Raw genomic sequence first — 22,653 nt, 5'->3', positions numbered from 1 at the left:
GACAAGAAGCATTGTTGGTTATTAAATGAAGACTTTGTTTAGATAGTCCAGCAACTGCTTCTCGTTTGCAGGCTGGCTACGCAATCCGATATAGCCATCCGGTCGAATGAAGTAGAGTGACTGCTGGTATATTCCATAGATGGTATGAAGTTCCCTCTGCGGATCGAGCAGAATCGAGCCATTCCAGGTCAGTTGCGTCGGTTTGGCACTACCCGAAACGACAATATGCACTTTGACGCAGCCGCTCATCAGGGTTTCAACTTTAGACGCGAGTTTGGCAAGATAGGCATACTCTTTTTCAGCAGGCGCAAGACCTAAAAAGAGCAGCAGATGGCTCTCCGTTCCATGAAACACTCGATGGAGATTCGTGCGATCGCCAGCAGGATAGCTGAGACAATCCCCTGGCAGCACTCGGTCTCCGGCATGGGGTGCCCTGATCCAGTTCAGCCGATCGCGCATCCACCTGTTTTGCAAATCAGAACGAGAGAGCGAAGAGCGGCGGTAGTTCATGTTCAATTCTGAGGCTTCCTGGGCTAACCGGCGCTGGATGCTGTCTAGCTGGAGCAGCGGAATCACGAGGTGATCGCGTAGCCAACGTAAGACGGGGTTCTGCGTCACGAGTAAACCCTGGGTTGCGGTTTGTGAACCCTGGAGCACATACCTGGCAATCGGCAAGCGTTCTTCCTGGTAGGTATCCAGCAGCCTTTCCCGCGCCTTCCCACGCAGCACTAACGCTAATTTCCATGCCAGGTTATAGGCATCCTGGATACCGATATTCATGCCCTGACCACCGAAGGGACTATGAATGTGTGCAGCATCTCCTGCCAGGAAGACTTGCCCCTGACGATAGGACCTGACCATACGATAGTTAACTTTGAAGTTCGACATCCAGGTGGGATGGCTAATCGTTGTTTTGGTATCGCCCGTGTACTGCACCAGTAATCGTTGGAATACGTCCACCGATGCCTGTGGAACGGGCTGTCTGTCCCCAACCCCAGCGGGTGCAAACAGTCGCCACTGCCCACCTGGTAGGGGAAAAACGGCGAGCAGTCCATCGCGTGTGAACCAACCATGCGTCGTCTCCCGCGTCCGATCCCAATCGAGATCGACATCGGCGAGGAGCCATTCCTCTGGTGCAGTTGTGCCTTCAAATGGGATGGCGAGAACTTTACGCACTTGGCTACTGGCTCCATCGCAGCCAACCAGCCACCGGGCACGGATCTCCTCTAGGTCGCCTGAGTCTGTTTCGGCTGCTTTGACCAGGGCGATCGCGGCATCATTTTCCTGCCGGATGTCGAACAGTTCTCGCGATCGCTCAACCTTACCACCGAGTTCATTCAGGCGATCGTTGAGGATAGACTCGGTTTGGCTTTGTGGCAAGATCAGAAGAAAGGGATACTGGCTATCTTTCTCTCGAATGTGTTGCAAACTGAGACGCAAGATGACGAGATCGCGATCGTAGATCGTGACTCCTTTCGCCTTGGTTCCCGCTGCTAGAACCCGATCGATTACACCCATGTTCTCGAACACTTCCAGCGATCGGGCTTGAATGCCGAGAGCACGGGAGGTTTGGACTGGTTCCGCAGCTTTGTCAATAATGCGACAGCGCACGCCATGTCTGAGCAGTTCGCACGCCATTGCTAATCCAACAGGACCAGATCCCACGACCAGGACATCGATATCGACTTCTGTTAGACTCATCGCTTTATTCCTCAGTTATCGATACGAGAACATTTGTGTTTTGGTTTTATATCTCTAACGGTTGCTGTAAATTGAGTTATTTCAATCACGAAAAACGATGCTGTTTCTGACCAAGAAACTTCTGAAAAATATCATTGGCATTCCTTCTCCATCTAAAATTGAATTCCCTGTATTTGCTTTTCGAGCATGGATATGCAGATGTGGTTCACTGGTGTTGCCTGAGTTACCAATTTTGGCGATCGCCTGTTCTGCCTCAACAGACTCGCCTGCTCGAACGGTGACACTACCCCGCAAGAGATGCGCCATCAAAACGTCAGCCCCCTCACATTGCATCAGGATATAGTTGCCAGCAATATTCTGCCGATCCCTTTCAGGAGGAATCAGATTGGGCAAGTCATTGACCGTACTGCCAATTCTGCCATTGCAAGGACTGTAAAGCGTTTCTCCAAAAATGGCATAATTCGATAGCGATCGCGGATACAGCCCATTTGCTCTCATTCCTAAAGTATTCAGCTTGACGATATCCAATGCATATTGTTGAGCAGGATTATCATTGTGGTAGTTAATCGTCGGGCTATTTCCACCCTGCCCAATGTAATAGATTCCTTTTTTCAATGGAAAGGCAAGTTGAACAGGTTCGCCACTGAAAGAATAGCCTTGAGGAATATAGCTACTCATCACAGTTAGGAAAAACACTGCAACCAGACTATTCACTCCTAAAGGTAAATAACTTACAAATTTACGGGGTGGATAAAGTAGCAACGACTTGACTTTGATGAAAGACTTCAGCGCAGCAATGAGAAATATAATCACCAGCACAAATCTGAGGTAGTAACTCAATACATCCCAGCGCCCAATCAGAAAAATATGAACGCTGAAGAGTGAGACTACGAGCAGGGTTGTGAACCACTCAAGTTTACTGCTCTCTTTTGCCTGCCAGAGCCAGATGAGAAAAGCAGCGGGAAGGATCAAATGAGTGACAATCAACAGTCCAGATTCAAAGAACATGGTGCAATCTCCACACTGGGCGATCGTTCAACAGCTTACTGAAACACCTCATCTTGTTCGTCTACCTTTGTGAGAAGATGTCAGGGCAAAACGCCTTAAACAAATTGGATAGAATCAATGAAGCACCAACTGTTTTAGTTGGTCAATCGACCAGGCACCCAATAGAATCCCTAGTGCCCCAACAAATCCCATCAAGGGAGGCGCAGGTAACGGCAGCTTCAGCCAACCAAATAGAACGCCGACAATCCAGCCTGCTACAAGGGAGAGAATAAATTCCTTCATGATTGAATGCTCCAACTCATTTCGATAGACGAACTTAATTTGGCAGTCATCGTTACCAGCTTGTTGCCTAGTTGCAAGATGGTTGCCTGTTGCGATTCATCCTTCAAATTGCCGTTCTCATCAAACGCTTGATGAGCATTGCCAATTGCCTTCTGATCCGGCAGCACTAGAACACCAATATTGCCCAGAATAGAACGAACATGAACCAATCCTCGTAACCCTCCCAAGCCTCCAGGGGAAGCACTCATCAACACCGCAACCTTTTCCTTGAAACACACCAGCGACGGTTCGCCTGGTTCAGGACGCGATGCCCAATCGATCGCATTTTTTAACAAAGGTGTAATTGAACTGTTGTATTCCGGACAAGCAATCAGGAATCCTTGATGTGCTTTCATCAGTTCCTTAAGCTTACGGGCATTGGCTGGTAAGCCCTCAGCTTCCTCCAAATCCTCATCATAGAGCGGTAGAGGTAAGTCGCGAAAATCCAGATAGGTGACTTCTGCACCTGCGCCTCTAGCTCCCTCAGTAGCAATTTTCACCAGTTTTTTGTTAAAAGAATCTCTGCGGGCACTTCCGGCAAAGGCAAGGATTTTGGTAGAGGTCATGAACTTCTCCTCGACAATTTATTGGGTTGAAAACGGTGGAAGCCAGCGAAATGAAGTGTTGCAGACACAATGATTCCGTTTTTGGAAAACGATCGGATTCCCTCCATCACAGCATGATTAGGTTGACCGTAGATGTCTAATCGTTTGACTGTACTGTGTTGCATCACGTCACGGATATACGGATCAGAGATCTGCCAGTGAAACAGCATGGCTTCCGAATCAGGGTAAAACTGAACGCTGTAGGCTTGCATGTTCTCTTCGTCAACGTAAACTTCAACCAGCAATTGAGGCCCGTTGGTTTCTACAAATTCAATCGATCGCTTCACGCTCTCCTGAAAATCTTCTAGTTCTCCTTGATGAATTTGCATGGTGTTGATTAACAGAATGGATTCAGACATGATGTCTCTCCTGAAAATCTGCATTTACTCTGGTTACAGTTAGTGATCCTCGCCTCGCTGCACACGATCGAGAATCATCCCAATGCGGCGTTGAGCATCTAACTTGTTGGTCATGGTGTAATAGGGTTGTCCGTGAGTTGCTAGCCACGGTACAAGCACATCAAAGTCAAGCTCACGCAGGAGTTCGAGACTTTTGATGTAAGCAGAGCGATCGCTCGATTTAAGTACTGCGGCAACCCACTCGCCCTCTTTCAGGTAAATTGTGTCACTCGTGAACAGGAAGCGATGCTCGCCGTTGTCCCAGAGAAAGGCAGTTGCACCGCTGGTATGTCCGGGGGTCGGAATGACCTCGAAATCGTTGTCGAGTAAATGGCGTATGGAGAAAGTTTTGCTTACCTTTGTTTTCTCAGCAACTAACTCGCGATCGCTTTCGTGGCAGAAGAGCGGCACGTCAACTCGCTCTGAAACAAACATTGCCTCGTGCCAATGGTTCAGATACTGGCGTGTGATGCCACCGAGACTTTGAACCACTGGTACATTGGAGTCGAATTCAGTAACGCTGTAGATCAGCAGATTGCCTTGCTTACGATGCAACAGGAAGGCGCGGATGTCGAGCGAAGGAGCGAACAGTAGCGGTTGTGGAGCCGAGGTGTATAATCCGGGAATTGCGCTTTCCATTGGCTCACAATCTTGAATAGGTAAAAGCTTCTCCTGGTTAACGTTCATGATTTGAACCTGCTTACAAGACTAACTTCAGTATGTAAAATCTTCCGAATCTGCGTCTTGCAAATTTCTGTACTTTTAAGCAGATTCTTACTGACTATTGATGAATGCTTTGGGAGTATGACCAACCAAGCGTTTGAAGTGATGACTGAAGTGACTTTGATGGGTAAATCCTAGAGAATCAGCAATTTCTGCAATACTCAATTTTCCTTGTCTCAACAAGTGCTTGCCACGATCGACGCGACACTGAATCACATATTGATGAGGCGATAATCCAGTCGATTGTTTGAACAAGCGAGAGAAATAACTGGAACTCATGTGGGCGAGCGTGGCTAACGTCTCCAGAGTTAACTCCTGATCGAGATGATCGTGAATGTAATCTACAACTTGCTTCAACAAGTGTTTCGGTAAACCATTAACAACTGTGGGAGCCAAATAATTCTGAACAGAATAATGCCGCAACAGATGCGCCATCAATGCAATCGTCATTGCATCGACATACAAACGTCCTCCAAGTCCACCCGATTCCAGTTCTGTTTTAAGGGCTAACCCGATGCTATAAATGAGCGGATCAGAAGGACTGATGAGGGGAAGCAGTTCTACAAAGTTGACATCCGTTGTGTCAGCGATTTGCCGTGTTAATAACTCCGGTTCAAATGCCAGCAGTATAAACTGATGCTCTGTTTCCCAATATGCCCAACTGCGGGTATTAGCAGGCAACACTCGCACTGTTCCGGGGCTGACTGGATTTAACTGATTTTCTCCTTCAAAGGTTTCTATGATGGGCGATCGCAAGGTGCGATCGTTCACAATCAGACGATGCTGTGTACAGGAATGCTCAACCATCTCAAAGGGAGACTGGCGATAATAGTGCAGGTAAAGCCCATCCCAATCGGCTAAATCGTTGGATAGAAGTGTCCCATTCGGATAAATCCTTGCCAGACCATCCTTGCCAGCCACATCAACAGTGAGAACCTCGTTTGTCGCCATGACTCACAGCCCCCTGCCACGCTAAGATGATGTTATACGTAGTTGGAATGACTTCATATTAACAAGCGTTCTGCCATTGCGTGGCGTTTCGGGAAGAGAGCCGATAAACTGCTTTAATTTTTCGGGGTTTCGCATGGTGTAGATGGCTTGAATGCAACCCTCTACAATCTCAAAGGTCATCACACTTTGAACGCAGCCATCTGTTGTGACGACAATACCCGGTTGTCCATTGACCTCAACCACCTGAGCAGTGGATGTCACCAGCCACTTACGGCGGATTGCCAAAAAGAATCGAGCGACTTTCATCGCACCCTGTAACGGTTTCAGCGTTGCTGTTACCTGACCGCCGCCATCTGACCAGAAGGTGACATCTTTTGCCAAAAGCACCAGCAGATCTTGTAAATTGCCCTGCGTATAAGCCTCCAGGAATTGGGCTGTAACCTGCTCCTGTTGTTGATGGGAAACAGAAAAGCGGGGACGTTGAGAGGCAATGTGTTGCCGCGATCGCCGCAAGATTTGACGACAATTCGCCGGACTTTTCCCAACTATTTGAGCAATTTCATCATAGTCATACTCAAACACTTCTCGCAGCAGAAATACGGCACGTTCGATCGGTGACAACCGTTCCAGCACCACTAAAAATGCCATCGAAAGTGAATCAGCTAACTCCATTTGAGCGGCTGGATCATCGGTTTGTTGAGTCAAGATGGGTTCTGGCAACCACGACCCAATGTACTGTTCTCGCTTCACACGAGCAGACCGCAGATGGTCAATACAAAGGCGGGTGATGATGGTGGACAGATAAGTTTTGGCAGACTTCACGGTTGCTGCTGTTGTTTGTTGCCAGCGCAGGAAAGTCTCTTGCACCATATCTTCGGCATCCGTCACCGTGCCTAACATGCGGTAGGCGATCGCAAACAACAGCGATCGATGCTGATTGAATGTTTCAAGATGATTCATACTATTCTTCACAGTAGAGTCACTGTTCCTCACGATGCTGTGAGGTAACGGACAGTTTTACAAACTATCGGTGCAACGATCGAATCCTGCTGTGCCTTTTTTCAGAATCTAATTTGTAGTGATGTGAGGCAATGTCCTCTACTGGTTGTCGCACTGCCACAATCCAAGTCTATGCAATTAAGAAGACTTGCAAAGGTGCGCGAAACAGTAGGTGCATGGGACCGTTGACATTACCACCAAAATCCACTGAATTCAAGGCAGCATAAACATTAGACGGGAAAACGCAGATTAAAAAGGCAATCACGAGTATTCCTGTTGGCTTGAAGTAGCCAGGAAGCAACAAGCCCACTGCAAAAAGCAATTCGAGAATGCCTGTCGCATAGATGATGAAATACTGAAACGGGACGAATGCAGGCAGCATTTGCACCATCCTATCGTCTAATACGAAGTGACTGATCCCAGTGAACAAGAACATTGCCGCTAGAGCGATTCGTCCGCAGAGACGATAATTAATTGGCTGCTGGCTAAAGCCGAAACGCCTAACCAAAATGGTGAAGGTAAAGGTCGCTAACAGAATAATTAAGATAGCCATTGTTTTGCTCTCTCAATGTCAATTTCGCTTGAATCGATGGCAATATCATCTATCCATCCTAACGATCGCGGCTGAAATCCAAGTTCCCATTTTGCTCTGGCATTCGATGCGCCTCGTAGCTGAGTGCCATAGTAGACCGCATCCTCACCAGCTAGACTCAGAGCCTGCTCAACCGACACGCGGGGCGGCGGTAGGGCATTGAGCCATTGAGCATAGGCTGGGAGCCATACACGCACAGGCAAGGGGTGATCGTCTGTGATCACGTAAATGCCGGGATTGCCCTGAGTAACTGCTGCAACGGTGGCGATCGCCGCATCCTCAACATGAATCCATGACCAGACGCTTTCCCCCTTGCCGATCATTGGAAACTGTTGCTGACGCACCTGATGAGCCATATCGCCATCGGGTGCATTCCAGGTTCCAGGTCCATAGAAGAAACCATAGCGAAGCACAATCCCTTCTAAATTCGGTGTTGTGAGTAAGCGATGTTCAATCTCTGCGATCGTGCGAGTGCCATCTGCAATCATGGGTGAGGCATCCAGCGCCAGGGGAGTTGCTTCATCTGCCAACCCTGCACCGGGAGCCGCCCAAAATCCGATCGATTGCACAAGATAACGCCGCACCCCAACAGCCTGCGCTGCTGCCAGCACATTTGCTCCTCCTTCAAGCCGAATCCGATTGTTTTGTGTGGCTGCCGCCCGCATCGATTCTGGCGTGTAGGTTTTGGGCAGGGAGGTGAGTTGCTCAATTACCACGTCTGGCTGAGTGCGTTTGATGACACTGTGAATTGCATCGGCATCAAAGACATCGGCGACTGCCGCTTCCGCCCCCTGTTCAACTAAAGTCCTGGCTTTTTCTGAAGAGCGAGTCAACCCCACCACATCATGTCCTTGAGCCAGCAATTGTGTAATCAGCGGACGACCGATCGCTCCCGTCGCACCTGCAACAAAGATTTTCATTTCTAACTCCTTAAAATGTGAGGCATTCACACATAAGACGAGAGAGCATCATTTGTTGTGACAAGTCGAGCATCAATCTAGAGATTTTTATCTAGCCTTGTGCCGCCTGCGCTACCGCAAAGCTATCTTCAAACAGCCGATGGCGAACAAGTAATCCAGCTTGAACGGTGAACTCGAGGATTATTTTCCTGGCTGCCGAGGCGATATACTTCATTCGATCGGGTGATTCGATTGGATGAAGCAGAGTAAGGAAACGATCGCTACCTTAAGAAGACTGTAGCAAATAGAGGAAACACGATGTTTCAACAAGGGGTCTTCATGCAGAGAACTGTAATCAATCCTAGAACGGTATTCAACTCATTACAATACGGCTTTAGTCAAGCTGTAGTTGTTCCAAGTGGGCGACGAGTTGTTTTATCAGGACAAGTCGGAGTTGATGCAGAGGAAAATACTGTAGGCACCGACGTTTCTACTCAGATCACAGTAGCTCTAAACAACATAGAAGCAATCCTTGCTGAAATCGGTGCTGACCTTTCGCATGTTGTGATTTTGCGTATCTACATCGTGGATGCGGCAAAGAATGACCAGCAGAGGATTACAGAGGCTTTGTTAAAGCGATTCCCTGTCAATCCTCCAGCTACTTCCTGGGTGATTATTCGCGGTTTATCGGAACCGGAATGGTTAGTCGAAGTTGAAGCTGAAGCAGTGTTACCAGATGAAAATTAGTTCACCCTTATCACAGCACATCATTGAGTGGCACATTGCAAAAATTACTCACTGTTGTTAGACATGAGAACCGCAAAGCGCCATCTATCACTGGTTTTTCGCAGGACATGAGAATGTTTGCGATGGCTTCTGTAATCCTTGGGAGACTCTGCGGACGCAGCAACAACCAGTTCTTGTCGTCCAACCTCAACAGCTAAATTACCCTACCGTTCGATGCGAATCGGAATTTGCTTGATGGATTCAAATTTGACTTTGCGAAACAGTTTCAACTCAGATTTATAAAAGTTTGACTTGCCAACGACAACATCATTTCCTTGCAGCATCAATAAAATATCCTCAGTACAAAGATCACGATAGGCGTTGGCATCACCATTTTCGATCGCATAGACCTGCTTTTCTCGCAGAGCATTAATTTCCTCTTGGTCTTCTGGTGAAAATTCTCCAATCCATCTGGGTTCTGCATTCATTTGATTTCTCCCTAAGCATCAGAGGTTATCATCTGCTCATTTATCGCCGCTTCGAGCCGTCAGACAATGAAAGCGCCAGACAAAAATGACTCCAGCAACTGCAACTCCTAAGGATTGACCTGCCCACAATCCAACCCCTCCCAGCCCTAGGGGAAATCCCAACAAGTAGCCACTGGTCAATCCTATTCCCCAAAAAGCAAACCCACTGAGCAACATGGGGATGCGGGTATCTTGAAGTCCATAGAGTGCACCTATGCCAACCCGTTGGATACCATCTAGAAGTTGCGCCAGGGCTGAGATAATTAGCATTGGCACTGCTAAGGCGAATACATTGGAATTTACCTGGATTTTGGATATCCAGGTAAATTCCAATCACCTGCTGGCGAAAAACAACTAAAGCGATCGCCGTCAAACCCATGAATAGCATAACAAAGGCAATGCCAACATATCCTGCTCGTCATGTAGCGCACTTCGGTGGTGCCATTGCTAAAGGTGCGCTCAAAGGGTTGCCACGGCTCTTGGTAAACCTCCTGGTCTTGTGGCAGCCACAGGGCATGGTTGCTACGAATCGCCAGAATATACGGCAGTTTCAACTCCTCTAAGACATTGACAAAGTTCACCTTGCTTTCGCCGTACAAGCTATCAGCCAGCACCAATTCAAACTGAAAGCCTATTGCTTGCAGACCTCGAATCATCGCCGCTGCAATTTGCGGTTTACTTTGATACGCTTCTCCCGCTTTGAGTCGTTCTCGTGGTTTGTACACCTCAAAGCTCAACGGCAAAATCATGCCATCGACTAAGCCGTAGGCAGTGACCGCAACGATGCCATTCTCCTTTTTACCGACGTTGCCAATGTATTGCCGTTTGACGTAATCGGTACTCTTCCCCTTTTTGCAATCTCCGGTTTCATCAATCAGTAATATCAGTGACCGACCGTTGAGTACCTTAAGGGTTAACTCCAATCGTTTCTGGCGTAACTGTTGCACTTGCCAAGGAGATTCACTCAAAAAGTGATGCAAGTTTTGCTGATTATCTAAGCCCACTGCTTTGGCAATGGCGGGTAAGGATTTGCGTTTAATCTCGCTAATCATCCCCAGATGCAACAGCTTAAAGGCTTCAAAGCTTCGTACTTCTGGAAATAATCCCTCAAATAACTGGCAGTATTCATCAACAAAGCGTATCGTCGGTCGAGCGGCTCTAGAAGCTGGCATGGATCATTGAATCGGAATCACCTTCCCTCTATTCTAGATAATCTCTACTTAGAGTGATTTAAGAGGGGTATGTATCAAGACCAGCTTAATTGAGCATCCATTTTTTCAATTTGCTTCATTTCACCTCACCATTCTGTGGAGGCTCTTCCCCAATAGATTGATAAAAAGCCCGCTCAGCCGTCGCACTAAGCGCTCGTTTTGCATAGCGCTTAAAACTTGCTTCTGATTTATGACGGGTCAACGTCCTAGCATGAAAACTCTCAACCCCCCGCAAGAGCAGCCCAGTCGCAAAGGTGTGACGTAACTGATGCGGATGCACATTTACCAAGGTCAGAATTTGTTTGAGTTCTGCCTCACTAAACTGTCCCCATTTATCCTGGAAATCAACTTCTATCTCTCCTTGCTTAATTCTCTGCTGCCGCTCTAATGCCAGTTGAGCCTGTTCCGCTGCAATCTTGCCCAAAGCTTTAACTGCGTAGTATAGCCCTTGATAGCCCAAACGCTGACCTACTCGGTTCCGTCCAATAGACAAAAACAGGGGGCTGTCAGACAACAAATCCCCCTCTTCAGAGCGACGCTGAACTAAATACGTGTTCAACTGTTCTCTCGCCTGACGACTGAGCGGGACTGTCCCCGTACTATCATCCTTGGCTTCTCGAATCGTCAGCCGCACCCCATCATAATCTTCTACATTCAAATTCACGACCTCTTCCGCCCGCAGACCATGACCTAGCACGGCTAGCAATGCTCGATCGCGCACCTCCACCTCCCCTCGTTCCTCCAGTGCCAGATACAGAGCCGCAACTTCAATTTCTGATAAGTCTCTGGCAGGCGGTAGAGGAACCCGCTCCATCTCTACGGCTGTCGTCGGGTCGTGAGCAATTTGTTCTGGGTAAGCTGCTCGAAACCAATCAAAGAAACTCATCAGAGCGGTCAATGCCCGATTCACTGAATTAGCAGACAGGTTTTGCCCCTGCAAATAGGCTTTGAACTGGGCAATCTGGCGAGGGGTGAGATCTGACCACGCTCGATCAGTCCAGGAAAGGAACCGTCTCAATTCGCGTCGATAGGCTTTTTGCGTGTTGCCAGCCAGCGATCTCGCTTGGAAATACTCCTCGACTCGGAGCCAACGTAAATCCGTCGGTTCTGTTGAGCGTAATGGTAATGAAGCCTGGGAAGCAACCAAGCGAATCGGGGGAAGCCCCTCTGAGCCTGAAAACATGAGTAATCACCACACAACTCAATATGACTTCAATCATAAGCTGAGCAAATTCTAAAGCATAAAGTGAGCAACTTAGAACTCGAAAGACTGATTGTTGCGTAACTCAGCCAAGTTTATTGCAGCAAGCTTTAAAGCATAAAGTGAGCAAAAGTATGATTTTGAAACCATAAGTTGAGCAAACATTTGAGGCAGTGTCTTGAGATTCCCTTTTCCAGCCCTTAGACTAACAGCAAGTAGGTTGACAACACTTCATTGCCCTCACCTCTTAAACCATGTTGGATAGTCAGGGATTTGATAACTGGTGCCACGCCCTCCAACTCAGACAGGCTGCCCGGACAGTAGTTGAGCAAATTCGTCAGGCAGAGCCCTCTCGTCGAGTTCAAGGGCACCGAAAGAACGTTTGCGGTAATTACCCCAGTCGGAAAATGGGGCTTACCATTCAGTTTGAGTCGCACCGGAATGAACTGGCACGGATCTATGAGTTGGAACATGACCCAGACGTTTTAGAGTACTACGACCAGCCACCTGCCATTGAATTGACCTATCTTGCCAAAAGCGGACGCCGCAACCGCCACCACTATACCCCAGACTTCTTTGTCATCCGCACTCACGATGCTGGTTGGGAGGAATGCAAAACAGTAACAGATTTGGTTAAATTGTCTCAATCGAGTCCTTATCGTTATCAGAAAGGAGTTGATGGCAAGTGGCATTGTCCACCTGGAGAGGCTTATGCGGCTCCCTTGGGGTTCTGGTTCAAAGTTTGCTGCGATGCTGATATTAACTGGGTGTTTCAGCAAAACATCATTTGGCTGGAAGACTATTTTGGCTCACCATTGATTGTGCCAGCATCTTCCATTGCTCAATCGTTATTGACCACAGTCAAACTCCAGGTTGGAATTACCCTGGCGGAGCTATTTCAGCAGCATGAACATGCCAGCCGAGACGACATTTATGCATTGATTGCAACAGGACAACTGTATATAGACTTGAGTACTGCCCGACTCGCTGAACCAGAACAGGTTCGAGTATTTCTGAATCGAGAAGTCGCTGGTGCGTATCAACAAGTAATCTCGGTTGCTCCTGGTTCCCTCTGTGATAATCACCCCCTGGCTATCACAATCGGAATGGAATTGCTCTGGGATAGCCAGACCTGGACAGTGGCAAATAGCGGTATGACTGCGACAGGTCTACTGCACGCCAGTGGCAAATTGATTGAGTTGCCCAATCTGGTTCTGGAAACTTTGCTAAAAGAGGGCAAAATTACGTCAGCCCAGGATGCAGATTTTTCCAGTTGTCACCCAACGATTCAAGTAGTATTAGCGCACGCAAAACCAGAAGACATCGTTGCAGCAAATCGACGCTATGCCATATTGCTACCGTATCTGAGTGACGACCCACCTTCTTTGCCATCCAGTACTATTCGTCGTTGGCGTGACCACTACCGCAAAGCTGAGACACTCTATGGCAGCGGCTACGTTGGACTGCTTCCCAGACATGGGATGAAGGGCAACTATTCCGCCAAGATGGATGAGGGTGTGCGTGAATTGATGCTGCAATTTATCGAAGACCACTATGAAACTCCGACGCAACGAGGCAAATGGCGAGTTTATCAAGCCTTTGTCACTGCTTGCAAAGCACAGGAGCAACCTTTGACACCTCCCAGTCATATGACCTTCTTTCAAGCTATCAAACAACGGGGGGGGAGTTGCTCAGACTCGACGGCGTGAAGGACACCGAGCCGCAATTCAACAAGAACCGTTTTATTGGGAACTGAAGCAGACCACTCCTCGGCATGGCAGCCGTCCCTTTGAAATTGTGCATATCGACCATACCCAACTCGATATCGAATTGGTCAGTTCTCTCCAATCCTTAGAACCTGCTCACCTTAGCTTGGATGAGATTGACCTTCAGCATCCCTTGGGGCGACCGTGGGCAACCTTCATGGTCGATGCTTACAGCAGGCGATTGCTAGCCGTCTATCTGACCTTTGATGCTCCTAGTTATCGCTCCTGCATGATGGTAACTCGGATCTGCGTACAACGCTTCCAACGGTTGCCACAAATGATTGTGGTAGATAATGGAGCAGAATTTCACAGTCACTATTTCGAGCAACTCTTGACGTATTACATTTGCACCAAAAAACACCGTCCTCCGGCTCATGCCAGGTTTGGGTCAGTGCTTGAACGGTTATTTGGTACAGCAAACACCCAGTTAATTCACGAGTTGCAGGGGAACACCCAAATTACTCGTCAGGTTCGTCAGGTTACAAAAGCGGTCAATCCACGGACTCTTGCGGTTTGGACACTTCCTGACCTCTATACTGTGCTATGTCAGTGGGCTTATGAAATCTATGACCAGCGAGAACATCCAGCCCTGGGACAAAGCCCACGCTTTGCGTTTGAAACCGGACTGGTCACGAGCGGCAGTCGATGGCAGCGGCATGTTGCCTACGATGAGATCTTCCAGATGCTAACTCTACCAGCACCGGAGCGAGGAAAACGGAAAGTGCAACCTGGTCGTGGAGTCAAAATTCACAATATCTACTACTGGTCGAATGCCTTTCGAGAGCCTGTGGTTGAGCAATCAATGGTTGAAGTTCGCTACGACCCGTTTGATATTAGTCAGGCCTACGCACTGGTGCAAGGACAATGGGTGAAGTGCCTTTCAGCCTATTATCTGGACTTGCAGAGTCGCTCTGAGCGGGAGATTCAACTCATTAGTGCGGAGTTAACTGAGCGCAAGCGCATCAATGGGCAAACCCTAACCATTACCGACAAGGAACTGGTGGAATTCCTCAACTCCCAGCAGGCAAAAGAAGGGGAGTTTTTGGAGCAGCGTCTACGCGCACTAGAACACCATCAATTGCTGCTGGCAACCCAAGTAGCAACACAATCGCCAGAAACTGCTAACCCAGACCTTGGTTTTGGTACTGCTAGTGGTAGCTCACCCAGCCAGCTATTAGCTACGCCATCTGCTGAAACAGAACAACCTGCCGAGGCGGAAATGTTGCCCCTTCACAAGGCTGCTCTAATAACAGAAACCCCTATGTATTATGGAGAGTTTTAATGGAATCAGATGCAGGCTTTCCACTCACCTTGCTGAGGCAACCCGTTGTTGACCGGATTGCCTACTTCCACCGCTACACAATGGCACACCCAAAATTGCTGGAGGCAGCTCAAAAATTGATGCGTACTGTTGAGGAGCCAGCGGGTACTGCGCTGCTGTTTTTATTTGGACCGACTGGGGTGGGCAAATCAACCTTACTCCGGCGAATCACACAGAAGATGCTGGAGTCCACTCTCCCAACCTTGGCAGAGAACACAGGATGCATTCCGATTACTGGAGTGGAGGCTGCCACACCGGAGTTTCGCAACTTTGACTGGAAAGATTTCTATTTACGGGCACTCAAAGCCGTTCAAGAACCGACCATCCACTTCCCAGTGCATCAGCGTCTAACCAATCTGAAATTGAGAACATTGTTGGAGTCTGCACTGCACCAGCGTCAATTAAAGGTGTTCTACATTGACGAAGCTCAGAATCTAGCGAAAGTCGCTAGTGCTCGCATTTTACAAGACCAAACCGACTGCATTAAGTCACTCGCAAATCTAACAGGTGTTCAATTCGTACTGGCAGGCACCTATGATCTGCTAGTTCTGCGAAATCTCAATGCTCAGTTGTGCCGCCGCAGTATGGATATCCACCTTCCCCGGTACAGAGCAGAAAACACAGAAGACTTGAAGGCATTTAGAGGCATTGTTCAGACCTTTCAACGGCATTTGCCATTCCCCGAAGAGCCAGATCTCTTGAGTCACTGGGAGTATTGTTACGAGCGTAGCATTGGCTGCGTTGGTATCCTCAAAGACTGGCTATCTCGTGCGTTAGTAGCGGCCCTGGAAGAGGGGGCGAGAACGCTGACGGTTGGGCATTTGGAAAACCATGCCTGGTCATTGGAACAGTGCATGGTGCTATTAACAGAAGCCAATGTGGGTGAAGCTCAGCTAGAACCTCGAACAGCATCTTCAACCCTCCGGATTGCTTTAGGACTGGAGGTTGCACCGGTGCCAGCCAATCAACCGATTGCAGTAGCGGCTAAGGCACAACAACAGGGCAGACCAGTGGGACAACCCCTTGCAAAACGTCGTCCAGTCGGAGGAGGAGAGCATGGTGGTTGAGGATGTGCCGCTCTACAGTACATGGGATTTGGAGACCCCAAAACTACCCAGGCGCAGTCATCTCTATTCCCTTCAACCAGGTGGACTTGGCACCGCCAGGGTAGAAAGCTTAACCAGCTATTTGTCGCGACTAGCAGAGGCTCACCAAGTTGCAGTAGGCGCTTTGATTCGATATGAGATCACCCCCTGGTTTCTCATTTACAGTCAATCACCACGGCTGTCGAGAGCAGACGCATGGCAAGTAAGTTGGGCGATCTGGCAGCGAAATCCAAAACTGTTGCAAGAAACAACCGCAACAGCGTGGTTAGCCGCAAGTCAGCCAGTGAAACGAATTGTGCATGCCCTTGAAACGCTGACCTTGCGACAAGATCTAGCGTGCTTGACCCTATTACCCTGGAGACCGCTATTTTCCCTCACTCATGCCTTTCACACAGAACCGTTTTGGTGTCCCATGTGTTATCAGGAATGGCGAGAGTCAGGCGCAATCTATACTGAACCATTAATGTGGTCGCTTGAGGGGGTGAATGTCTGTCCACAACACCACTGCTATTTACAACTCTGGTGTTTGTATTGTCGTCATCCGCAACCGTTTCTCCGGCTCAGCGCACGACTGGGATACTGCTCAAATTGTGGAGCTTGGCTGGGACGAAGCGTGGAGCCGACGGTATTTCGACCCGAAGATCTAAAGAAGAAACGCTGGCTGTTTTGGTGTGCTGACGCGATTGGGGAACTGTTAGCGTTTACACCCTCACTTCAACTGGCTCCCTCTGACCAGTTCCCTCAAAGACGACGAAAGCCTCAGTTAACAGCGTTTCTGAAGCGGTGTTACAAACTGGGCATTTCCTGTATTGAGGGGCTGAACCTGCTAAGTGGCTCTGTTGATGGAGTTCAGCTTTGCCTCCCTGGTTTTGAAAGCATAAAGTGAAAAAATTGCTCAACTTATGCTTTAAGTCACAAATAGGTTGACGCAACATCAGGAGTTTAGTGGAAACACAGCTTCTTTCAGCTTAATTTCTATCTCACGAAGGTAACAGAAGAGGGATGAGATCGAGATAGATCGAGATCCAGAACTACTCCGATCGAACTTTATCTTCAATTTTGTTCCAGCATCGTCGCCACAGCCCCTTTTTCTGTTTACTGCCTGTGATCCAAAGTGAATCTGCTACTGTTCCAAGGGTGGTTCCGTCTTGTGCTTGCGCCGTTTTGTTTCGTAGAATGCCGCTTCTGCCGCTTGCTGGTCTGCCGCCTTCGTATAGCGTCGAAAACTCTGCACCGACTTGTGCCGTGTTAAGGTCATCACATGATACGGATTCATGCCATCAAGCACCAAGTTCGTCGCATAGGTATGGCGAAACTGATGCGCGTGAAACTCAATCCCCGTTTGCTCACGCAATTGACAGACGAGCTTATCGATCGTGTCATACCCAATCCGCGCCCCCCGATTGCGCCGCGAAGCCGACACAAATAATGGACTCTCCGGTTGCAACACCTCCCCTTGACTCACTCGCCACCCTAGATACGCCTGAATCTTCTGCACCCCTTCATCATCGAGCGGGACAACCCCTTTACTGTCGGCTTTGTCCTGACGTACCCACAAGTGTTTCCCATCAAAATCGCCGACATTCAACAATGTCGCTGCTTCTGCTCGAATACCATGCTGCAAGACGGCAAACAATGCCAGATTGCGATCGCACAATTTCATCCCTATCACCGCCGCTAAAATCTTTTCGACTTGTTCATCGGTCAAATTATCGGCTTCCGGTTCTGCTAATTTTGGCAACTGCACTTCGAGGGTGGGATCGCGATCAACATAGCCAGATCGCCACAACCAACCATAAAACGCCTTCAACGTCCCTAAAATTCGCTTCACGGTTGCATCTGACAACACCCGTTCACCATCTTCCGTTCTCAACAGATGCGTCTTAAACTGCGTGATTTGTCTCGCTGTCACCGCAGCCCAAGCCTTGTCTGTCCAGCGCAAGAAATGCTGTAAATCCTGACGATAGGCTCTCTGCGTTTTCACCGAGAGCGATCGCGCCTGTAAATACTCCTCAACTCGCAACAGTCGCAGGTCTGTACGCGAATCAGCTTTAGAAACTGCTGGAGAATAATCCGCCTCAATATGAAGGAGTCTGGGTTGTGGAACGCTGTCGTCGCGCTGCATAGTATATTTGCTCTAGCTTCATATTCGAGATAATTAACATTATCTCGAATATGAATAGTCTAAGACAAAGTGGCGAGGCGTGGTAAGATCAAACTAGAAAAATTTGAAAATGCTCAATATGTATAGGGTTGAGGTTTCTAGAGGGGGTGAGTGTGAGGCTTTTTTCAAAATCTAGGGCTAAGATTTGAGCGATCGTCCAAATCCTAGAGGTTCAGCAGTCATCGGATAAAGATCTCAAGTTTTCATTCTGTTCTTCGGAGTCGCCATGCCATCGTCTTTTCCTGGAATGGACCCCTACCTTGAATATGCCGCCTTCTGGTCTTCGTTTCACACTCGCTTTATGGTGGCGATTGCGGATGCGATCGCACTGCAACTGGGAACGCAGTACTACGTTGAAGTGGAGTCTCGCACGTATCAAACCGATGATCAAGACGATGAGATTTTGATTGGGATTCCCGATGCGATTGTGTTTGCGGAACGCGGTGAGGCAAAATCAGGGGTAGAGATCGAGCAACCGACAGGAAGTGTCGCCACTCAAGTCCAACCAGAAAAAGTATCGCTGCCGATGCAGATCGAACTATACCAGCGCTATCTCGAAGTGCGCGAGATGGGAACCGATGAAGTGATTACGATCGTTGAGTTGCTCTCTCCCACCAACAAGCGAGCGAAAGATGGACGAGCAGACTATGAAAAGAAACGCCGATTGATTTTGGCGAGTCAAACGCATTTGGTAGAATTAGACTTGTTGCGGGGCGCGAAACCAATGGCGATGCACGGAATGCGAACGGATGCCACTTATCGAATTTTGGTGAGTCGCAGTGAGCAGCGCCCGATCGCCGATCTTTATGCGGTAATGCTCGATCAACCGCTGCCGGACATTCCGATTCCCTTGAAGCCAGGTGAACCAGAACCTGTTTTGGCATTGCAAGCTGTGTTTGACCAGCTTTACGATCGCGCTCGCTATGCGACTCGAATCGATTATCGCCAACCGCTTCCCCCTCCGAAGTTGTCCGAAGTGCAGCAAGATTGGCTGAATACGGTGTTAGCACCGATCCGGAGGTAATCGTGGCAAAGGCGATTCCCTTGAAGTGTCAAAAATGTGCGATGCTCGATGCGGCACAGGCGCAAGCGTTGCATGGGTCAGAGGGCGATGGCTGCTGGAATCCGAAAGTTTGCTACAGTCGGCGATCGTATGCGCGTCATCGCGATCGTAAAAACCAACAGCGCAATCGTTCGCGGCAAGAATCGGTGCTGAAGACATTAGAAGTAGAGATTCCAGAATTTGCGTATCTCTACTATGCGGTGTTAGTGGTGTATCGGGCTGCGGGCGGGGATACTCCAGTTCATGCGATTTCGGCGCAAGTCTGGCAGGGACAGCAACAGATTGCGATCGTTGAACCGATTCACTGTGTTGGCATGGTTCCGAGTCAAGTTCATCTGTATGTTCGGAAGTTACTCGCATTGTTAGATGAGGAATACGGAACTCGTAAGTTTGCCAGTCTCGAGCGCATTGACCCGCAGCAATGTCCGATGCATCCGTGTCTGCATCATCCGTTGGTGGTCGCATGAGACAACTCCAATTGCCGCTATGGAAGGTGCTAGAGGAAGCGGCTCAGTCACCAGAGACAGCAGAGTTGGATCAACTGTGGCAGGAGGTGGAAGCGTCGATCGTTGATTTAGAGTGCGCGGGACAGTTGCAGGTGGCAGGGGAAGCCATCTCGCAGATTACCGCCGTGTTTGCAGCGCGATCTCAGCGAGCCTTTGAAGAAATTCTGGCAACCGCAAGCCAAGATGGTCCGATCATGAGTGAAACAGCGTTTGACCAGTATGTGCGGCAGACCATGCAAATCGAGTTTGATGAGTACATCGAGCCATTGGATACCTTGCCGCGCAAACCGATTGAAGTGAGTGAGACCGATTCACGATCGATTGTAGTAGAAGTGGAGCCAATGCAATTGATTGAGGCATTGCATGACGTGATCCAGGTCGTTGATCCGGAAGTGGCGTATGAGCAAGCTTTAGCACTGGCACACGCGGAAGATGTGTCTGAGTGGGGAGCCGCGATTCAAGAATGGCTGAGTCAACGCAATCAAGCTGTTCCATTGTTGCGACTTCAGCGATCGCTCAAGATGCCGTTGGTGCAAGTGTGGCTGGCGCTGTTACTGAATGGATTTGCGATCCAGCAGCGTGGAGAGTTTTATGATCTTGAGCAAGTTTGGGTTCTCCAGTCGAGCAGTCCGTCTGAAAAGAGGTCATTGGAAAGTCCTTAAAAAATCCACCAAGAAGCTTAATTTTCTGAAGTTTGGCAAGCGATATACTTTGGAAGACGGCTGACAGTCCTTCGTCAGGGGAGCATTCCATGATTACCCTGCCTAGAGTCACGATCCACAGCAAAATCTATGAGCGCTTGGCTTCTCTCGTGTATCGGGGCATTAGAGAGCGGGAGAATTGTGCCGTGATTACCAAAGTTCTCAAGCAGAATTATCCCTCTCTTCAGGAATTAACTCGCTATCGGCAGGAATATGAAATTACCCGTTCCCTCAACATTGAAGGCGTTGTCAAGGCATACAGTCAGCAAGACTATCAGCGCACGCTGGTGATTCTCTTGGAAGACTTTGGTGGAGAGTCTTTAGAATACTGGATGCGGCAGCAATCGGACTTCTGCCCCATGCCTCTGTCAATTTTTTGGATGTTGCGATCGCCCTTACTGATACTCTGGGCAAACTCTATGCGGCTCACGTCATTCATAAGGACATCAATCCTGGCAACATTGTCTTTAATCCGAATACTGGCGTGGTCAAACTCATTGATTTTGGCATTGCCACTCGCTTCAGCCGCACGAATCCCACGTTCAAAAATCTGCATCTACTGGAAGGAACCCCCGCCTATCTTTCCCCAGAGCAAACCGGACGGATGAACCGGAGGCTCGACTATCGCACTGATTTTTATTCATTGGGCATCACCTTCTATGAACTGTTAACGGGACAGTTGCCGTTTCCCACCCAAGACATCCTGGAGCTAGTTCACTGTCACATTGCTAGACCACCGATTCTCCCGCATGAATTGAACGCTACGATGCCCAAACCCATTTCAGACCTGATTTTGAAACTGATGGCGAAAAATGCGGAGGATCGCTATCAGAGTGCTTGGGGAATCAAAGCCGATCTCGAACGTTGCGCTCAACAACTGGCAGAAGTGGGTCGAATTGAATCGATGCAATTGGGACTGCAAGATGTGTCTGAACAGTTTTGCATTCCTCAAAAACTGTATGGACGAGCGGCAGAGATTGAAGCATTATGGGTGGCGTTTGACCGAGTGGCTGGGAGTGAGGGAGTCCGTGAAATGATGCTGGTTTCTGGTGATGCTGGCGTTGGCAAAACAGCATTAGTACAGGAACTCTATAAACCGATCACCGCAAAGCGCGGCTATTTCATCTCCGGTAAATTTGACCAATTCAGGCGCAATGTTCCCTACAGCGCGATCGTCGATGCCCTGCAAAAGTTGGTGCAGCACCTCTTAGGGGAACCAGACGAGCAGATGGAAGTGTGGCGATCGCGTCTCCTCACGGCTTTGGGCGGCAACGGACAAGTCATCATTGATGTCATTCCCGAAGTTGAGTTGATCATTGGCAAGCCGCCGCCTGTACCCGAAGTTGGAGCCACAGAATCGCAGAATCGCTTCAATCTGACGTTTCAAAGGTTTGTACGGGTATTTTGTGCAAAAGAGCATCCCCTGGTGATCTTTTTAGACGATCTCCAGGGGATCGATGCTGCGACGCTGAAGTTAATCGAACTGATCTTACTTGACGAGCAAATCCAATCTCTATCTTTGATCGGAGCTTATCGAGATAACGAAGTGACTCCGACGCATCCATTAATTTTGACACTAGAGAGCCTGCGAAACCAGGGAGCAATCCTTCAGGACATCATTCTGACCCCCTTAACATTGGAATCGTTGAGCCAACTGTTAGCTGAGACACTCCATCACACTCCTGAAACGGTTCATTCCCTCGCCAAAATGGTGTCCCGTAAAACTGAGGGCAATCCCTTCTTTGTCGGTGAATTTTTGAAGTTGCTGGATGGCGAAAATCTGTTGACCTTTGATGCCCAACAGTTGAGTTGGCAATGGAACTTGGCTGAGATTGAAGCTCAAGATATCACGGATAATGTAGTGGAGTTGCTGCTGCGTCAGTTGCAGAAATTGTCGGAAGCAACACAGCAAATTCTCTCGATCGCGGCTTGTGTTGGATCTGAGTTTGATTTAGAGACATTGGCGATCGCTTGTGAAAAATCGCCGAAAGTAATTTCTCTAGATTTACTAGCAGCCATCCAAGCTGGATTAATTCAACCTCTATCTGAATTAGGCGAAAACTTGTTAGTTCAAGACTACAAGTTTTTGCACGATCAGGTACAGCAAGCTGCTTATGCCTTAATTGATGAGCCGCAAAAACAAGTTGTTCATCTCCAAATTGGT

23 protein-coding genes and 1 pseudogene are annotated in these 22,653 nt (G+C 48.6%); 9 read left to right on the top strand and 15 right to left on the bottom strand.

Annotation, left to right across the window (positions count from 1 at the left end; translation table 11 throughout):
- Positions 1–21: 21 nt before the first annotated feature.
- The 10 genes from GS601_RS14895 to GS601_RS14850 form a co-directional block, all read right to left on the bottom strand.
- A complete protein-coding gene (locus GS601_RS14895) occupies positions 22–1,701 on the bottom strand; it encodes an FAD-dependent monooxygenase (protein ID WP_162424085.1) in 1,680 nt (559 codons plus the stop codon).
- 81 nt (positions 1,702–1,782) lie between these two features.
- Positions 1,783–2,709 carry a M23 family metallopeptidase gene (locus tag GS601_RS14890; protein ID WP_162424084.1) on the bottom strand — a complete coding sequence of 309 codons (927 nt, stop codon included), beginning with the start codon at positions 2,707–2,709 and terminating at the stop codon, positions 1,783–1,785.
- 114 nt (positions 2,710–2,823) lie between these two features.
- Positions 2,824–2,991 carry a DUF1427 family protein gene (locus GS601_RS14885; RefSeq protein ID WP_162424083.1) on the bottom strand — a complete coding sequence of 56 codons (168 nt, stop codon included), beginning with the start codon at positions 2,989–2,991 and terminating at the stop codon, positions 2,824–2,826.
- Positions 2,988–3,596 (bottom strand): NADPH-dependent FMN reductase, encoded by a 609-nt coding sequence (locus GS601_RS14880; RefSeq protein WP_162424082.1) that lies wholly within the window; start codon positions 3,594–3,596, stop codon positions 2,988–2,990. Before GS601_RS14880 ends, GS601_RS14885 begins: the two co-directional genes overlap by 4 nt.
- Positions 3,593–3,994, bottom strand: coding sequence for a hypothetical protein (locus GS601_RS14875; protein ID WP_162424081.1), 402 nt, complete (start codon positions 3,992–3,994; stop codon positions 3,593–3,595). The genes GS601_RS14880 and GS601_RS14875 overlap by 4 nt, the downstream gene beginning before the upstream one ends.
- Positions 3,995–4,033: 39 nt before the next feature.
- Positions 4,034–4,720, bottom strand: coding sequence for an MBL fold metallo-hydrolase (locus GS601_RS14870; RefSeq protein WP_162424080.1), 687 nt, complete (start codon positions 4,718–4,720; stop codon positions 4,034–4,036).
- Positions 4,721–4,807: 87 nt separating this feature from the next.
- Positions 4,808–5,707, bottom strand: a complete 900-nt coding sequence (locus tag GS601_RS14865) for an AraC family transcriptional regulator (RefSeq protein WP_162424079.1) — start codon at positions 5,705–5,707, stop codon at positions 4,808–4,810.
- A gap of 21 nt (positions 5,708–5,728) precedes the next feature.
- The gene (locus GS601_RS14860) at positions 5,729–6,667 is read right to left on the bottom strand and encodes an RNA polymerase sigma-70 factor (protein ID WP_162424078.1); all 939 of its coding nucleotides are present in this window, start codon (positions 6,665–6,667) and stop codon (positions 5,729–5,731) included.
- 169 nt (positions 6,668–6,836) lie between these two features.
- A complete protein-coding gene (locus tag GS601_RS14855) occupies positions 6,837–7,259 on the bottom strand; it encodes a DoxX family protein (RefSeq protein WP_162424077.1) in 423 nt (140 codons plus the stop codon).
- Positions 7,247–8,218: an NAD-dependent epimerase/dehydratase family protein gene (locus tag GS601_RS14850; protein ID WP_162424076.1), complete on the bottom strand. Its 972-nt coding sequence runs from the start codon at positions 8,216–8,218 to the stop codon at positions 7,247–7,249. Before GS601_RS14850 ends, GS601_RS14855 begins: the two co-directional genes overlap by 13 nt.
- A gap of 297 nt (positions 8,219–8,515) precedes the next feature.
- Here GS601_RS14850 and GS601_RS14845 point away from each other — a divergent pair, with 297 nt between their 5' ends.
- A complete protein-coding gene (locus tag GS601_RS14845; protein ID WP_202925110.1) occupies positions 8,516–8,944 on the top strand; it encodes a RidA family protein in 429 nt (142 codons plus the stop codon).
- A 203-nt stretch (positions 8,945–9,147) separates the two neighbouring features.
- Here the strand turns inward: GS601_RS14845 and GS601_RS14840 are convergent, their stop codons facing one another.
- The 4 genes and pseudogenes from GS601_RS14840 to GS601_RS14825 form a co-directional block, all read right to left on the bottom strand.
- Positions 9,148–9,411, bottom strand: a complete 264-nt coding sequence (locus GS601_RS14840; protein WP_162424075.1) for a Cif family virulence factor — start codon at positions 9,409–9,411, stop codon at positions 9,148–9,150.
- A 36-nt stretch (positions 9,412–9,447) separates the two neighbouring features.
- The gene (locus tag GS601_RS14835; protein WP_162424074.1) at positions 9,448–9,720 is read right to left on the bottom strand and encodes a hypothetical protein; all 273 of its coding nucleotides are present in this window, start codon (positions 9,718–9,720) and stop codon (positions 9,448–9,450) included.
- 152 nt (positions 9,721–9,872) lie between these two features.
- Positions 9,873–10,622, bottom strand: a pseudogene (locus GS601_RS14830) (IS701 family transposase); the annotation flags it as partial.
- 115 nt (positions 10,623–10,737) lie between these two features.
- On the bottom strand, positions 10,738–11,844 hold the full coding sequence (locus GS601_RS14825; RefSeq protein WP_162424073.1) for a tyrosine-type recombinase/integrase: 1,107 nt from the start codon (positions 11,842–11,844) through the stop codon (positions 10,738–10,740).
- 272 nt (positions 11,845–12,116) lie between these two features.
- On the opposite strand from GS601_RS14825, the gene GS601_RS22955 reads away from it, so the two are divergent.
- The 4 genes from GS601_RS22955 to GS601_RS14810 all read left to right on the top strand — a co-directional run bounded on the left by GS601_RS22955 (position 12,117) and on the right by GS601_RS14810 (position 16,941).
- Positions 12,117–13,571: a TnsA endonuclease N-terminal domain-containing protein gene (locus GS601_RS22955; RefSeq protein WP_202925109.1), complete on the top strand. Its 1,455-nt coding sequence runs from the start codon at positions 12,117–12,119 to the stop codon at positions 13,569–13,571.
- Positions 13,572–13,659: 88 nt separating this feature from the next.
- Positions 13,660–14,910, top strand: coding sequence for a Mu transposase C-terminal domain-containing protein (locus GS601_RS22950; protein WP_202925108.1), 1,251 nt, complete (start codon positions 13,660–13,662; stop codon positions 14,908–14,910).
- Positions 14,910–16,016, top strand: a complete 1,107-nt coding sequence (locus GS601_RS14815) for an ATP-binding protein (RefSeq protein WP_162424072.1) — start codon at positions 14,910–14,912, stop codon at positions 16,014–16,016. The genes GS601_RS22950 and GS601_RS14815 overlap by 1 nt, the downstream gene beginning before the upstream one ends.
- Entirely contained in the window at positions 16,006–16,941 is a 936-nt protein-coding gene (locus GS601_RS14810; protein WP_162424071.1) for a TniQ family protein, read from the top strand. The genes GS601_RS14815 and GS601_RS14810 overlap by 11 nt, the downstream gene beginning before the upstream one ends.
- Before the next feature lie 237 nt (positions 16,942–17,178).
- Here the strand turns inward: GS601_RS14810 and GS601_RS14805 are convergent, their stop codons facing one another.
- Positions 17,179–18,180, bottom strand: coding sequence for a tyrosine-type recombinase/integrase (locus GS601_RS14805; RefSeq protein ID WP_162424070.1), 1,002 nt, complete (start codon positions 18,178–18,180; stop codon positions 17,179–17,181).
- Between the two features lie 265 nt (positions 18,181–18,445).
- Between GS601_RS14805 and GS601_RS14800 the strand changes: the two genes are divergently transcribed.
- From GS601_RS14800 to GS601_RS14785, 4 genes are all read left to right on the top strand, one after another.
- On the top strand, positions 18,446–19,243 hold the full coding sequence (locus GS601_RS14800) for a DUF4058 family protein (protein ID WP_162424069.1): 798 nt from the start codon (positions 18,446–18,448) through the stop codon (positions 19,241–19,243).
- 2 nt (positions 19,244–19,245) lie between these two features.
- Entirely contained in the window at positions 19,246–19,749 is a 504-nt protein-coding gene (locus GS601_RS14795) for a hypothetical protein (RefSeq protein WP_338017044.1), read from the top strand.
- Positions 19,704–20,450, top strand: a complete 747-nt coding sequence (locus GS601_RS14790; RefSeq protein WP_238393278.1) for a hypothetical protein — start codon at positions 19,704–19,706, stop codon at positions 20,448–20,450. Before GS601_RS14795 ends, GS601_RS14790 begins: the two co-directional genes overlap by 46 nt.
- Before the next feature lie 415 nt (positions 20,451–20,865).
- The coding region (locus tag GS601_RS14785; protein WP_238393277.1) for an ATP-binding protein at positions 20,866–22,653 on the top strand (1,788 nt) is incomplete at its 3' end.

The organism is Myxacorys almedinensis A (genome assembly GCF_010091945.1).
In the GTDB taxonomy this organism is placed as follows: Bacteria; Cyanobacteriota; Cyanobacteriia; order Leptolyngbyales; family Leptolyngbyaceae; genus Myxacorys; species Myxacorys almedinensis.
The sequence above is the reverse complement of the archived record's forward strand: the minus strand, read 5'-3'. Positions and strand labels throughout refer to the sequence as shown.

Excerpts from the sequence above, each read along its gene's own strand:
- GS601_RS14895 (WP_162424085.1), bottom strand. The coding sequence starts at position 1,701 with ATGAGTCTAACAGAAGTCGATATCGATGTCCTGGTCGTGGGATCTGGT.
- GS601_RS14890 (WP_162424084.1), bottom strand. The coding sequence starts at position 2,709 with ATGTTCTTTGAATCTGGACTGTTGATTGTCACTCATTTGATCCTTCCC.
- GS601_RS14885 (WP_162424083.1), bottom strand. The coding sequence starts at position 2,991 with ATGAAGGAATTTATTCTCTCCCTTGTAGCAGGCTGGATTGTCGGCGTT.
- GS601_RS14880 (WP_162424082.1), bottom strand. The coding sequence starts at position 3,596 with ATGACCTCTACCAAAATCCTTGCCTTTGCCGGAAGTGCCCGCAGAGAT.
- GS601_RS14875 (WP_162424081.1), bottom strand. The coding sequence starts at position 3,994 with ATGTCTGAATCCATTCTGTTAATCAACACCATGCAAATTCATCAAGGA.
- GS601_RS14870 (WP_162424080.1), bottom strand. The coding sequence starts at position 4,720 with ATGAACGTTAACCAGGAGAAGCTTTTACCTATTCAAGATTGTGAGCCA.
- GS601_RS14865 (WP_162424079.1), bottom strand. The coding sequence starts at position 5,707 with ATGGCGACAAACGAGGTTCTCACTGTTGATGTGGCTGGCAAGGATGGT.
- GS601_RS14860 (WP_162424078.1), bottom strand. The coding sequence starts at position 6,667 with ATGAATCATCTTGAAACATTCAATCAGCATCGATCGCTGTTGTTTGCG.
- GS601_RS14855 (WP_162424077.1), bottom strand. The coding sequence starts at position 7,259 with ATGGCTATCTTAATTATTCTGTTAGCGACCTTTACCTTCACCATTTTG.
- GS601_RS14850 (WP_162424076.1), bottom strand. The coding sequence starts at position 8,218 with ATGAAAATCTTTGTTGCAGGTGCGACGGGAGCGATCGGTCGTCCGCTG.
- GS601_RS14845 (WP_202925110.1), top strand. The coding sequence starts at position 8,516 with ATGTTTCAACAAGGGGTCTTCATGCAGAGAACTGTAATCAATCCTAGA.
- GS601_RS14840 (WP_162424075.1), bottom strand. The coding sequence starts at position 9,411 with ATGAATGCAGAACCCAGATGGATTGGAGAATTTTCACCAGAAGACCAA.
- GS601_RS14835 (WP_162424074.1), bottom strand. The coding sequence starts at position 9,720 with ATGCTAATTATCTCAGCCCTGGCGCAACTTCTAGATGGTATCCAACGG.
- GS601_RS14825 (WP_162424073.1), bottom strand. The coding sequence starts at position 11,844 with ATGTTTTCAGGCTCAGAGGGGCTTCCCCCGATTCGCTTGGTTGCTTCC.
- GS601_RS22955 (WP_202925109.1), top strand. The coding sequence starts at position 12,117 with ATGTTGGATAGTCAGGGATTTGATAACTGGTGCCACGCCCTCCAACTC.
- GS601_RS14815 (WP_162424072.1), top strand. The coding sequence starts at position 14,910 with ATGGAATCAGATGCAGGCTTTCCACTCACCTTGCTGAGGCAACCCGTT.
- GS601_RS14810 (WP_162424071.1), top strand. The coding sequence starts at position 16,006 with ATGGTGGTTGAGGATGTGCCGCTCTACAGTACATGGGATTTGGAGACC.
- GS601_RS14805 (WP_162424070.1), bottom strand. The coding sequence starts at position 18,180 with ATGCAGCGCGACGACAGCGTTCCACAACCCAGACTCCTTCATATTGAG.
- GS601_RS14800 (WP_162424069.1), top strand. The coding sequence starts at position 18,446 with ATGCCATCGTCTTTTCCTGGAATGGACCCCTACCTTGAATATGCCGCC.
- GS601_RS14790 (WP_238393278.1), top strand. The coding sequence starts at position 19,704 with ATGTCCGATGCATCCGTGTCTGCATCATCCGTTGGTGGTCGCATGAGA.